The organism is Pyxidicoccus sp. M15 (assembly GCF_056858435.1).
The window spans coordinates 8,605,934-8,620,293 of record NZ_CM166495.1 but is presented as its reverse complement, the minus strand read 5'-3'; the positions used below and the strand labels follow the sequence as shown (position 1 = coordinate 8,620,293).

The 14,360-nt window shown below is 72.7% G+C and carries 1 protein-coding gene (cut by a window edge); it reads right to left on the bottom strand.

The window, feature by feature from the left end:
- Positions 1–101: 101 nt before the first annotated feature.
- A protein-coding gene (locus tag ACX9TP_RS31895) for a non-ribosomal peptide synthase/polyketide synthase (protein WP_482974414.1) crosses the window boundary here: on the bottom strand, positions 102–14,360 show its end. Its footprint extends 15,630 nt past the window's final position; the window shows 14,259 of its 29,889 coding nt (coding positions 15,631–29,889); its start codon lies beyond the right edge, outside the window; its stop codon occupies positions 102–104.

Here is a 14,360-nt window from a genome sequence, read left to right as displayed (position 1 = left end):
GCCTCGGCCCCACGGCGGAGCGGGCAGGGCGCTCGCACGGGCGCCGCCCGTTTGCGTCGTTCCAGGCGGCGGGCGCGTGGCCGGACGCCACGCACCCGTGCTCAGTCCTCCGGCGTCGCGGAGGGCCCGGGCTCCAGCGCGCGCAGGAGCGCGAGGAGCTCCGCCGCCACGACGGAGACGTTCGGTGGCTTCAGCAGGGAGTTGTGGTCACCCGGCACCTCGCGCACCGTCACGCCACCCCGGACCCAGGCGGACCAGCCAGCGTCCGCGCTGTCGGGCGTCACGGACGTGGCGGCCGCGAGCAGGAGGACCGCCGGGCCCGAGAGGGCGCCTGAGGGCACGTACGTCCGGTGGGCCTCGGTGAGCCGCTCGTAGACGCCGAAGAGGCGTCCGACGTGCTCCGGCTCCAGGGCCCCGGCGGCGGGCAGGCCGCGCACCAGCTCGGTGATGTTCTCCAGCAGCGCCTCTCCCCGGAGCTGGCCCAGCCGCTCGAGGGTGGGGGCCGGGACGTCCTCCAACGGCAGCCCGGCCATCTGCGCGAAGGCGGAGAGCCGCGACACGGCGGAGCGCTCCGGCAGGGGCTGGCCGGAGGGAGCGAGTGCATCCAGGAGGACGAGCAGCTCCACCCGCGCTCCCAGCGCTTCGAGCTGGCGCGCCATCTCATAGGCCACCATGCCGCCGAGGGACCAACCGGCCAGGAGGTAGGGGCCTTGGGGCTGCGCCTCGCGCACCTGCTCCACGTAGAGGCGGGCCAGGGCCTCCATGGAGGCGGGAGGCAGCTCGCCGCCCTCCAGGCCGGGGGCGAAGATGCCGTGGATGGGCCGCTCATCGCCGAGGTGGCGGACGAGCTCCGCGTAGCTGAGCAGCGCCCCGCCGCCGCCATGGACGAGGAACAAGGGCCGGCGCTGGGAGGAGCCCGAGTCGAGGCGCGCGAGGTTGGGCGTGCTCGGGCGTGCCTCCCCGGCCGTGGGAGCGAGGGCGGCGAGGCGCGCGACGGTGGAGCCCTGGAAGAGGGCCGCCACGGGCAGCGCCAGGCCGGTGCGCTCACGGATGCGCGCCATGAGGCGCACGGCCAGGAGCGAGTGGCCGCCGAGGGCGAAGAAGTCGTCCCCGGTGCCGACGCGCTCCACGCCGAGCACCTCGGCGAACACCTGGACGAGCTGCTCCTCCAGCGGCGTGCGCGGCGCGACGTACCCGCCGAGGGCGGAGGACGCATCCGGCGCGGGCAGGGCCTTGCGGTCCACCTTGCCGTGCATCGTCAGCGGGAAGGCGTCCAGTGGCACGAAGGCCGAGGGCACCATGAACCCGGGCAGCCGCGCCGCGAGCGACTCGCGGAGGTCCGCGACGGAGGGCGGCGCCCCCGGCACGGCGGGCGTCACGTAGGCCACCAGTCGCTTGTCGCCGGGCGCGTCCTCCCGGACGAGCACCAGCGCCTCGGCCACGCCCGGAGTGCGGAGCAGGGCGGCTTCGACCTCGGCCAGCTCGACGCGGTAGCCGCGCACCTTCACCTGCGCGTCGACACGGCCGGCGAACTCCAGGGCACCGTCGCCGCGCCAGCGGGCGAGGTCTCCGGTGCGGTAGAGGCGGGCGCCGGGGACGGAGGAGAAGGGGTGCGGGACGAAGCGCTCGGCGGTGAGGGCGGGCTGGCCCACGTAGCCACGGGCGAGGCCGTCGCCACCGGCGAACAGCTCGCCGATGACGCCGGGGGGCACGGGCTGGCCCGCGGTGTCGAGCACGTACACCTGGGTGTTGCCAATGGGCCGGCCGATGGGCACGGCGGCGCCCACGGCGGAGGTGTCCGTCACGAGGTGGAAGGACGTGACGAAGGTGACCTCGGTGGGGCCGTAGCAGTTGAGCACGGGGATGCGCAGCTCCTCCACGGCACGGCGCACGTGGGGCGCGCTCGCCACGTCACCGCCGCAGAGCACCTGCCGCAGCGGGCGCAGGCCGGCGAGGTTGTGCTCCACCATCTGCGTGAAGAGGCCCGCGGTGAGCAGCAGCGTGGTGACGCCATGGCGGGCAATCACCGCGCCCAGCTCCTCGACGTCGGAAGGAGGGTGCGGCGGGAAGACGGCGAGCTTCCCGCCATGCAGCAGCGGGCCCCAGACCTCCATGGTGGCGGGGTCGAAGGAGATGGGCGCCAGGTGGAGGAACGTCTCGTCCGGGCCCAGGTGCGGGAAGCCCGCGCCGAAGAGCGTGCGCAGCACGGCGGCGTGCGAGGTGCCCACGCCCTTGGGCCGGCCGGTGGAGCCGGAGGTGAAGTCGATGTACGCGAGGCTGTCGGGCAGGGCCGTGGACGGCGGCGCGTGCGCGGGCGGCGCCTCCACGGGCACGTCCTCCAGCAACAGCGTGACGAGCCCCCTCGTGGGGAGCTTCTCCAGCAGCGCGCGCGTGGTGACGAGCACGCTCGGGCCGGAGTCCTCCAGCATGGCCGCGAGGCGCTCGCGGGGATACGACGCGTCGAGCGGCACGTAGGCGCCGCCCGCCTTGAGGATGGCCACCAGGGAGACGATGAGCTCCAGCGAGCGGTCCACCCCCAGGGCCACGCGCGAGTCGGTGGACACGCCCAGGCCGCGCAGGTGCCAGGCGAGCTGGTTGGCGCGCGCGTCGAGCTGCCGGTAGGTGAGCTTCGAGTCGCCGAACTCGACGGCGACCTTGTCGGGGAAGCGGGCCACCACCTGCGTGAAGACCTGGGGCAGGGTGGCGCCGCGCGGGTACTCGGCGGAGGTGGCGTTCCAGTCCACCAGCACCCGCTGGCGCTCCTCGCCCGTCAGCAGGGCGGCGGAGGCCATGGGCGCATCGGGCCGGGCCACGAGCGCCTCCACCAGCCTGCGGAAGTGCTCCACCAGGCGCGTGGGCGTCCCGGGCTCGAAGAGGTCGAGGTTGTAGCCCAGGGTGCCGGTGATGCCCTGGGGCGTCTCCGTCAGGCCCAGCTCCAGGTCGAACTTGATGGCCCGCTGGTCCGCCTCCAGCGGATGCAGGCTGAGCTCGGAGGCGCCCGGCTGCGCGGTGCCGCTGGCCTGCGCGTTCTGCAGGGCGAAGAGGACCTGGAAGAGCGGGGCGCGGCTCCTGTCGCGCTCGGGGCGCAGCTCCTCCACCAGCCGCTCGAAGGGCACGTCCTGGTGGGCGTAGGCGCCCAGGGCCGTTTCCTTCACCTGCTGGAGCAGCTGGCGGAAGGACTCGCCGCCGCGCACCTGGGTGCGCAGCACCAGCGTGTTGACGAAGAAGCCGATGAGCCCCTCCGTCTCACCACGCTGGCGCCCGGCGATGGGCGAGCCGACGCTGATGTCCTCCTGCCCGGAGTAGCGCGCGAGCAGCGCCTGCCATGCGGCCAGCAGCAGCATGAACGGGGTGACGCCCTCCCGCTGGCAGAGCGCCCTGAGCCCCTGGGTGAGGGGCAGGTGCACGGGGAGGAGCGCGCCGCGGAGCGTCTGCACCGGCGGGCGAGGCTTGTCGGTGGGCAGCTGCAGCGTCGCTGCGCCCGCGAGGTGGCGACGCCAGTAGCCGAGCTGCGCTTCGAGCACCTCCGCCTGGAGCCACTGGCGCTGCCAGACGGCGTAGTCGGCGTACTGCACGGGCAGCTCGGGCAGTGGAGAGGGCCGGCCGTGGCGGAAGGCGCCGTAGAGGGCGGTCACCTCGCGCACCAGCACGGCCATGGACCAGCCGTCCGAGATGATGTGGTGCAGGTTGAGCACCAGGACATGCTCGGCTGGAGCCAGCCGCAGCAGCAGCGCGCGCAGCAGCGGGCCCGTGGCCAGGTCGAAGCGGTGGGCGCCTTCCAGGGCCAGCAGGCGCTTCGCCTCGTCGAGGGCGGCCGGGCCGTGGGGGCCCAGGTCCACCACGGGCAGCGGCAGCTCGAACGCAGGAGCGACGTGCTGGACGGGCTGGCCCTCGTGCTCGTGGAACGTGGTGCGCAGCGACTCGTGGCGTCGCACCAGCTCGGTGAGGGCGCGCTGGAGCGCGTCCACGTGGAGCACGCCTTCCAGGCGCACGCCGATGGGGATGTTGTACGCGGGCGTGCCGGGCTCGAGCTGGTCGATGAACCACAGCCGCTGCTGGGCGAAGGACAGTGGCAGTGCGTCCGCGCGTGGCGCGGGCACGAGCGGAGGCGGCTCGGGCAGCTCCGCGAGCCCTCGTGCGAGCAGGCCCCGGTGGACCTCGCGGGCACGGTGGTGCAGCTCACGCCAGGTGAGCGTCTGGCCGTCATGCTCCGCGGCCACCGCGTCGGGCGTGAGCCGGGCCTGCGCCTGGACGAGCCGGTGCAGGCTGACGTCCGCGGCCGTGGCGGCGTCGGGCTTCTTCCATGCGTGGAACAGCAGGTGCCGCTCCTCTTCGGTGAAGAAGGACACGCGGGAGAGCGGCTGGTCGGGGTTCGCCAGCGCGCCTTCCAGCAGCACGCGCAGGTGCCGCACCATCCGCGCTGCGGTGGCCGCGTCGAACAGGTCGGTGCTGTACTCGAGCTGCCCCTTGAGCCCGTCGCCCCGGTCGGCGATGGCCAGGGTGAGGTCGAACTTCGCGGTGCGGTGCTCGGCCTTGAGGGGGCTCAGGCGCAGCCCCGCGCCCATCACCGCGGGCAGGGGCGCATTCTGGTACGCGAGCATCACCTGGAAGAGCAGCGTGCGTCCGGCCTCGCGCTCGGGGCGCAGGGCTTCCACCAGCTTCTCGAAGGGGACGTCCTGGTGGGCATAGGCGCCGAGCGTCATGTCGCGCACGCGGCCCAGCAGCGCGCGGAAGCTGGGGTCTCCATCCAGCTTCGTGCGCAGCACCAGCGTGTTGACGAAGAAGCCGATGAGCCCTTCCAGTTCCGCGTGCGTGCGGCCGGCGATGGGGGCGCCGACGCTGACGTCATCCTGGCCGGAGTAGCGGGCCAGCAGCGCCTGGAAGGCGGCGAGCACCACCATGGAGGGCGTGGCCCCTTCCTGGCGGCAGAGTGCCTCGAGCGCGTCGGAGAGCTCGCGCGGGAAGTGGAACGGATGTCCTGCGCCACGAGTCGACTGCGTCGTGGGACGCGGCCTGTCGGTGGGCAGCGCCAGCGCCCGGGGCGCGCCTTGGAGTTGCTCACGCCACCAGCCAAGCTGGGCGTCCAGTGCCTCGTCGCGCAGCCAGTCTCGCTGCCAGAGCGCGAAGTCGGCGTACTGCACCGGCAGCGGCTCCAGTCGCGCGGTCCGGCCCTCGGCGTGGGCCGTGTAGAGCGTGGCCAGTTCCTGGACGAGCACGCCCATGGACCAGCCGTCCGCGATGACGTGGTGCAGGGTGAGCATCAGGACGTGCTGCTCCGCCGACAGACGCACCAGGAGCACGCGCCACAGCGGGCCTGTTTCCAGGTTGAAGGGCTGGCCGGCCTCGTATTCGAGGGCGCGCTGGAGCGAGTCCTCACGCTCCACCTCGGGCAGGGTCTCCAGGTCCACCCAGCCCGCGGGCAGGGAGGGGTTGTGGTGGATGACCTGCACGGGCTGGTGCTCGTGCTCATGGAAGGTGGTGCGCAGGGACTCGTGGCGCTGGAGCAGCTCACGCAGGCCGCTGGCGAGCGCGGGCACGTCGAGCACGCCCTCCAGGCGCACGGCGAAGGGGAGGTTGTAGGCGGCGCTCTCGGGGTCGAGCTTCGCGAAGAACCAGAGCCGCTGCTGTGCGAAGGAGAGCGGCAGGGGGCCGCTCTGCGTCCGGGGCCGGAGCAGCGGCTGCGACGATACGGGCCGCGAGACGGCCAGGGCCTCGATGCGGTCCGCCAGCGCCGCGATGGTGGGTGCGGCGAAGAAGTCGCGGAAGGACAGCTCCACGCCGAAGTGCTGGCGGATGCGCGAGAGCACCTGGGTGGCCGTCAGCGAGTGCCCACCCAATTCGAAGAAGTCATCCTCCGCGCCCACGGTGTCCAGGTGGAGGACGCGAGCCCAGAGCGCCGCCAGTTCGCGCTCGCAGTCGGTGCGGGGAGCGCGGGTGGGGATGCGGTCCTGCAAAGCCGAAGGGGCTGGCAGTGCCTTGCGGTCCACCTTGCCGTTGGCGGTGAGGGGCAGTGCCTCCAGCCGGGTGATGACGGAGGGCACCATGTACTCGGGGAGCCGCTCCTTGAGGGCCGCACGCAAGCCGCCCATGTCCAGGGACGCGGGCGCGACGACGTAGCCGACGAGGCGCTTGTCGCCGGGCGAGTCCTCGCGGGCCACGACGACGGCCTCACGCACCTCGGGGAAGGCGAGCAGGGCGGCTTCGACTTCGGCCAGCTCGATGCGGTAGCCGCGCACCTTCACCTGGGCGTCGGCGCGGCCGAGGAACTCCAGCACGCCGTCGTTGCGCCAGCGGGCCAGGTCTCCGGTGCGGTAGAGGCGGGAGCCAGGAGTAGAGGAGAAGGGGTTGGGGACGAAGCGCTCGGCGGTGAGCGCCGGTTGGCCCACGTAGCCACGGGCGAGGCCGTCGCCGCCGATGAGAAGCTCACCGATGACGCCCGGAGCCACGGGCTGGCCGGAGGCGTCGAGGACGTACACCTGGGTATTGCCAATGGGCCGGCCGATGGGGACGGAGGTGCCCACGTGGGCGACGTCCGTCATGCGGTGGCAGGAGGTGAAGAGGGTGCCCTCGGTGGGGCCGTAGCAGGCCGTCACCGGAATGGACATTCCTTCCAGCACCCGGCGCACGTGGGGCGCGCTCACCACGTCACCACCGGTGAGCAGCTGCTTCACCCCGCGCAGTGCGGAGAGGTTGCTGTCCACCACCTGGGTGAAGAGGCCGGCGGTGAGGTGCAGGGTGGTGACACCGTGCTTCTGTAGCACCTGCTCCAACTCGAAAACGTCCGAGGGAGAATGGGGCGGGAAGATGGCCAGCCGCGCGCCATGAAGCAGCGGGCCCCACAGCTCCAGGGTGGAGGCGTCGAAGGAGATGGGGGCGAGCAGGAGGAAGGTTTCGTCCGGGCCCAGGTGGGCGTAGTCGACGCCGAAGACGGTGCGCAGCACGGCGGACTGGAGGGTGCCCACTCCCTTGGGGCGGCCGGTGGAGCCGGAGGTGAAGTCGATGTACGCGAGGCTGTCGGGCAGGGCGGTGGAGGGCGGCGAGTGCGTGGGCAGGCCTGAGAGCGCCACGTCCTCCAGCACGACGGTGGCGAGCCCGTGGGACGGCAGCTTGGGCAGCAGCGCGCGCGTGGTGACGAGCACGCTGGGGGCCGAGTCCTCCAGCATGGCCGCGAGGCGCTCGCGCGGGTACGAGGAGTCCAGCGGCACGTAGGCGCCACCGGCCTTGAGGATGGCGACCAGGGCCACCACCAGCTCCAGCGAGCGGTCCACTGCGAGGGCCACGCGCGAATCTGTGGACACCCCCAACCCACGCAGGTGCCAGGCGAGGGAGTTGGCTCGCTCATCCAACTGCCGGTAGGTGAGCTTCGAATCCCCGAACTCGACGGCGACCTTGTCGGGGAAGCGGGCCACCACCTGCGAGAAGACCTCGGGCAGGGTGGAGCCGCGCGGGTACTCGGTGGAGGTCGCGTTCCACTCCACCAGCACCCGCTGGCGCTCTTCGGCGGAGAGTGGTGGCGCCTCTGAGTCGCCGTCTTGCGATTGCACGGAGTGAGGCTTCGCCTGCTCGAGCGCGGCGACCTCCTCCAGGGGGAGGACTGGCAATGACAGCGCGAGGGCCTCACGGTGCCTGGGGGCTGCGGGCGTGCCCCTGCCCGCGTGGGCGGCATCAATCAGGCGTGCCACGCCTTCGAGGGTGGGGGACACGAACAGTCCCCGCAGGGGCAGCTCCACGCCGAAGGCCGCACGGATGCGGCTGATGGCCTGGGTGGCCAGCAGGGAGTGGCCGCCCAGGTCGAAGAAGTTGTCGCTGGCGCCCACGCGCTCGACGCCGAGGAGCTGGCACCACTGCTCCGCCAATCGTTCCTCGGTGGGCGTGCGGGGCGCGACGTAGTCACCCGCGCCGCTCGCGAAGTCCGGGGCCGGCAGGGCCTTGCGGTCCACCTTGCCGTTGGACGTGAGCGGCAGCGCCGGCAGCACCACCACGGCCGAGGGCACCATGTACTCCGGCAGCGTTTCCTTCAGGGCGGCCCGGAGTGTGGCTCCGTCCAGCTCCGCGCCTTCGCGTGCCACCACGTAGCCCACCAGCCGCTTGCCACCGGGGCCGTCCTCGCGCGCCGCCACGACGGCCTCGCGCACCGCGGGCAGCTTCGCCAGCGCGGACTCCACCTCACCCAGCTCGATGCGGAAGCCGCGCACCTTGACCTGTGCGTCCGCGCGGCCAACGAAGTCCAGCATGCCGTCTTCACGCCAGCGCACCACGTCGCCGGTGCGGTAGAGGCGTGCGCCCGCCTCGCCCGAGAAGCGGTCCGGTACGAAACGCTCGGCCGTCAGCGCGGGGCGCCCGGGGTAGCCGCGCGCCACGCCCGCGCCGCCGATGAACAGCTCCCCCTTCACTCCCACCGGCACCGGCTCGCCGCGCACATCCAGGACGTAGGCGCGCACGTTGGCCAGCGGCCGGCCGATGGAGGGCATCCCACCGTCCGCGACACACTCGGTGAGCGTCGCGACGACGGTGGCTTCCGTCGGGCCGTAGCTGTTGATGAAGTGCCGGCCCGGGGCCACCCAGCGCGACACCACCTCCGCCGGCAGCGCTTCCCCGCCGGAGATGACGGTCCGCAGCTCCGGCAGTCCGTCCGCCGACGTGGCCGCGAGGGCCGCCGGGGTGAGGCTGATGACCGTGAGCGACTCCTCGCGCAGCAATTGCTGGAGCGGCGCCCCCGGCATGAGCTGCTCCAGTGGCGCCAGCACCAGCGTGGCCCCGGAGGTCAGCGTGGTGAAGATCTCCTCCACCGACAGGTCGAAGCTCAGGCTGGCGAACTGCAACACGCGGCTGCCGGGGCCGATGCCATAGGCCGCCGCCTCGTGGGTGACGAGGTTCGCGACGCTCCGGTGCTCCACGGCGGTGCCCTTGGGCTGGCCGGTACTGCCGGAGGTGTAGAGCAGGTAGGCCAGGTGGCAGGGGGCCACGCCCGTTTCGGGGGCCTCGGTGCTCTCGCGCGCGAGCGCGTCCCGCTCGGTGTCCAGGCAGAGTGCCCGGCCCTGGTGGTACTCGGGGAAGCGCTCCAGCAGCGCCGACTGTGTCACCAGCACCGAGGCGCCGCTGTCCTCCAGCATGAAGGCCAGTCGCTCGCGCGGCAGCAGCGGATCCAACGGCACCCAGGCGCCGCCTGCCTTGAGGATGCCCAGCAGACCGATGACGACCTCGAGCGAGCGCTCCACGCTCAACGCCACCCGCGACTCGGGCCGCACGCCGCGGCGGCGCAGCGCCTGGGCGAGCTGGTTGGCGCGCGCGTCCAGCTCCCCGTATGTCAGGCGCGCGGAACCCAGGGTGGCCGCCAGCGCCTCGGGAGCGCCGCGGGCCCGGGCCTCGAAGAGCGAGTGGATGCAGGCGTCGGGGAAGGGCGCCTGGGTGGCATTCCAGTCCACCAGCAGCCGGTGCCGCTCGTCGCCTTGCAGCAACGTGAGCTCGGACAGGTGGCGCTCGGGCGCGGCCACCAGCGCCTCCACCAGCACGCGCAGGTGCCGGACGAGGCGCTCGGCGGTGGACGCGTCGAACAGGTCCGCCCGGTACTCCAGTCCGCCCCGGAAGCCCTCCGGAGTCCGGGACATGACCAGCGACAGGTCGAACTTGGCGACGCGGCCGTGGGTGGGAATCTCCTGGAACGTCAGCCCCGTCACGGACAGCTTCGCCGACGGCATGTTCTGCAGATTGAACATCACCTGGAACAGCGGCGCCTGTCGCAAGTCCCGCATGGGCTGGAGCTGCTCGAAGGGGACGTGCTGGTGAGCGAAGGCGCCCAGCGCCGTCTCGCGCACGCGGCCCAGCAGCTCGCGCACCGTGGGGTCCCCGTCCAGGCGGGTGCGAAGGACCAGGGTGTTGAGGAAGAAGCCGACCAGCCCTTCGAGCTCGGCGCGGTTGCGCCCGGCGACGGGCGAGCCGACGCAGAGGTCGTCCTGTCCGGAGTAGCGCGACAGCAGGAGCTGGAAGGCGCCCAGCAGGAACATGAACGGCGTGACGCCCTCACGCAGACAGAGGGCCTCCACGGCCTCCGTCAGCTCACGCGGGAGCGCCACGGGGAGCCGGGCGGCCCGGGGGCTGTCGCGGTGTGCGCGTGGCCTGTCCGTCGGCAGCTCCAGCTCCTGCGGCGCCCCGTCGAGCTGCCGCCGCCACCACGCCAACTGCTCCTCCATCACCGCACCCTGCATCCACTGGCGCTGCCAGAAGGCGAAGTCGGCGTACTGGAGCGGCAGCGGAGGCAGGGAGGGCGGCTGACCGGAGGCGAAGGCCCCGTAGAGCTCCACCACCTCGCGCGCCATCACCCCGATGGACCAGCCGTCGGAGACGATGTGGTGGACGTTGAGCAGCAGCACGTGCTCGTGCGTGTCGAGCGCCAGCAGGGACGCGCGAAGCAGCGGGCCCGTAGCCAGGTCGAAGGGGCGCTGGGCGTCGGCCTCGGACAGCCGCTTCGCTTCGGCCTCTTTCAACGCGGAGGGAAGCGGGCGCAGGTCGGTGACCTCCAGCGGCAGGGCGGCCGTCGGTGAGATGACCTGGACGGGGCCGTCGGGCCCATCGCTGAAGGTGGTGCGCAGCGCTTCGTGGCGATGCACCAGTGCTTCGAGGCTCCGCCGGAGGGCCTCGAGGTCCAGCACCCCGTACAGCCGGAGGGCGTAGGGGATGTTGAACGCGGGGCTGCCGGGGGCGAGCCGGTCCAGGAACCACAGCCGCTGCTGGGAGAAGGAGAGTGGCAGCGCGGACGTGCGCGCCACCGGCACCAGCGGGGGCGCGGAGTCCGACACTCCCTGGGTGTCGATGTGGCGGGCGAGCGCCTCCAGGGTGGGGTGCTCGAAGACGGCGCGCAGGGGGAGCTCCACGCGGAAGGTGGCGCGGACCCGGGCCACCAGCCGGGTGGCCAGCAGGGAGTGGCCGCCCAGCGCGAAGAAGCTGTCGTCGAGTCCCACGCGTCCGGTGCCGAGGAGCTGGGCGAAGAGCTCCGCCAGGGTCTGCTCGGTGGGGGTGCGCGGCGCCACGTACCGGCCGCTCTGCGCCGCCGAGGCATCCGGCGCGGGCAGGGCCTTGCGGTCCAGCTTGCCGTGGGCCGTCAGGGGCAGCTCGCCCAGGTGCACGATGGCGGAGGGCACCATGTACTCGGGGAGCCGCTGCTGCACGTACTCGCGCAGCGCGGCGGCCTCCAATGGATCCGCGTCGCCAGTGACGTAGGCCACCAGGCGCTTGTCGCCGGGCGCGTCCTCGCGCACCACCGCCACCGCCTCGCGCACCCCGGCGTGTGTCAGCAGCGCGGCTTCCACTTCCGCCAGCTCAATCCGGTAGCCACGCACCTTCACCTGCGTGTCGATGCGACCCAGGAACTCCAGCACCCCGTCCGCCCGCCAGCGCGCCTTGTCGCCGGTGCGGTAGAGGCGCTCCCCGGCAGTCGTGCTGAAGGGGTGGGGGATGAAGCGCTCGGCGGTGAGGTCCGGGCGCGAGAGGTAGCCCCGCGCGAGGCCATCGCCGCCGATGAACAGCTCACCGGGAATACCCGCGGGCACGGGCTGGAGGTGCGCATCCAGCACGTACACCCGCGTGTTGGCGATGGGCCGGCCGATGGGAATGGAGTGGCCCACCTGGGCCGCGTCCGTCATCCGGTACGTGGAGGCGAAGAGGGTGGACTCGGTGGGGCCGTAGCAGGCCGTCACCGGAATGAGCATTCCTTCCACCACGCGGCGCACGTGGGGGGCGCTCACCACGTCACCTCCCGTGAGGAGCTGCCGCACGCCGCGCAGGCTCTCGGGCTTGAGGTCCACCACCTGGGAGAAGAGGCCCGCGGTGAGGTGGAGCGTGGTGACGCCGTGGCGCTGGAGCACGGTGCTCAGCAGGTCCAGGTCGCCAGGCGACTCGGGCGGGAAGACGACGAGGCGCCCGCCGAAGAGCAGCGGACCCCAGACCTCCAGCGTGGAGGCGTCGAAGGAGATGGGGGCGATGAGGAGGAAGGTCTCCTCCGGTCCCAGGTGCGCGTAGCGGGCGCCGTGCAGCAGGCGCAGCACCCCCCGGTGCTCGACGGCGACGCCCTTGGGCCGGCCCGTGCTGCCGGACGTGAAGTCCACGTAGGCGAGGTGACGCGCGCCGGCACCGGACACCGGCCGGGAGCTCGGCTGCGTGGCCAGGGGCCACTCCTCCGCCAACAGGCAGGGCACCGACTCCGCGATGGGCAGCCGGGCGCGGAGCGCTTGCGAGGTGATGAGCAGCCGGGGCGGTGCATCCTCCAGCATGAAGGCCAGCCGCTGGGCGGGGTAGCCGGCATCGAGCGGGAGGTAGGCTCCTCCGGCCTTGAGAATGGCCAGTAGCGAGACGATGAGCTCGACGGAGCGCTCCATGCACACGGCGACGAGGGCGTCGGGGCCCACGCCGTGCGAGCGCAGCAGATGTGCGAGCTGGTTGGCGCGCGTGTCGAGCTGCGCGTAGGTGAGGCGCTGCGCGCCGAACTCGAGGGCGATGGCTTCCGGGCGGAGGTCGGCCTGCTGCTCGAACAGGTGGTGGATGCAGGCTTCGCGCGGATAGTCCGACGCGGTGTCGTTCCACGCCTGGAGGAGCTGGTGTCGCTCGGCGTCTTCGATGAGCGGAAGCTCGCCCAGGCGGGAGTCGGGTGCGGCGAGCGCGGCGTCCAGCAGGGTGCGCAGGTGCCGCGCCATGCGCGTGACGGTGGACGCGTCGAAGAGGTCGGTGCGGTAGCCCAGGACGCCGGCCAGGCCCCGGGGCGTCTGGGCCAGGGAGAGCGACAGGTCGAACTTCGAGGCCTCGGCCTCGCGCTCCAGGGGGTGGAAGGACAGGCCCGGCAGCGACAGCGCGGCGACAGGCGTGTTCTGCAGCGCGAGGGTGACCTGGAAGAGCGGCGAGTGGCCGAGGTTGCGCTGGGGCTGCAGCTCCTCGACGAGCTTCTCGAAGGGGACGTGCTGGTGCTCGTACGCGGCCAGCGTGGTGGCGCGAACCTGCGCCAGCAGCTCCCGGAAGGTGGCGCGAGGGCCGAGCTGGGAGCGCAGGACGAGGGTGTTGACGAAGAAGCCGATGAGCCCTTCGGTCTCCGCGCGCGTGCGCCCCGCGATGGGCGTGCCCACGGAGATGTCGTCCTGGCCGGAGTAGCGGGACAGGAGCAACTGCCAGACGGCGAGCAGGGCCATGAAGGGCGTGACGCCCTCGCGCTGGCAGAACGCGGAGAGGGCTTCGGCCACGGGCGGGGGCAGGACGACGGGCAGCGCGGCGCCGCGCTGGGACTGGACGGTGGGGCGGGGCCTGTCGGTGGGCAGCTCCAGCAGGGTGGGCGTGCCGGAGAGCTGCTGCTTCCAGTAGTCGACCTGACGCTGGAGGACGTCACCCTGCAGCCATGCGCGCTGCCACGCGGCGAAGTCGGCGTACTGGATGGGCAGGGCCGCCAGCCGGGGAGGCTGGCCCGAGGTGAAGGCCTCGTAGAAGGAGACCAGCTCCCGCACCAGCACCCCGGTGGACCAGCCGTCCGACACGATGTGGTGCACCGTCAGCAGCAGCACGTGCTCATGGGCGCCGAGGCGCAACAGCGAGGCGCGCAGCAGCGGGCCGGTGGCGAGGTTGAAAGCCCGCGCGGCTTCGGCGGAGGCCAGCCGGCGCGCCTCGGCCTGGAGCGTGTCCTCGGACAGGGAGCCCAGGTCGATGATGTCCAACGGCAGGGCCGTGGGCTCGGAGATGACCTGGATGGGGCCACCGGCCTCGTCGCGGAAGGTGGTGCGCAGGGACTCGTGGCGGTGCACCAGCGCTTCGAGGCTCTGGCGCAGGGCTTCGGCGTCCAGTGCTCCCGAGACGCGCAGGGCGGCGGAGATGTTGTAGGCCGCGCTGCCGGGCTCCAGCTGGTCGATGAGCCACAGCCGCTGCTGGGCGAAGGACAGCGGCAGTGGGCCCGTGCGAGGCACCGGCACCAGGGGCGGAGCGGAAGCCTCGGGCGCCTGGGTGTCGATGCGATGCGCGAGGGCCTCCAGCGTGGGAGCCTCGAAGATGGTGCGCAGGGGCATTTCCACGCGGAAGGCGGCGCGGATGCGAGAGGCCAGCTGTGTGGCCAGCAGCGAGTGGCCGCCCAGCTCGAAGAAGTGGTCCTTCACGCTCACGCGGGGCAGGTGGAGGACTTCGGCCCAGAGCGCCGCGAGTGCCTGCTCCATCGGAGTGCGCGGGGCGATGTATTCGGCGGTGGAGGGGACCGCGTCCAGGGCGGGCAGGGCCTTGCGGTCGACCTTGCCGTGGGTGTTGAGGGGCAGGGCCGCCAGGAAGACGAAGGCGGAGGGCACCATGTACTCGGGCAGCGAGCGCAGCAGCGAGGAGCGCAGCGCGGCCGTGTCGAGGGG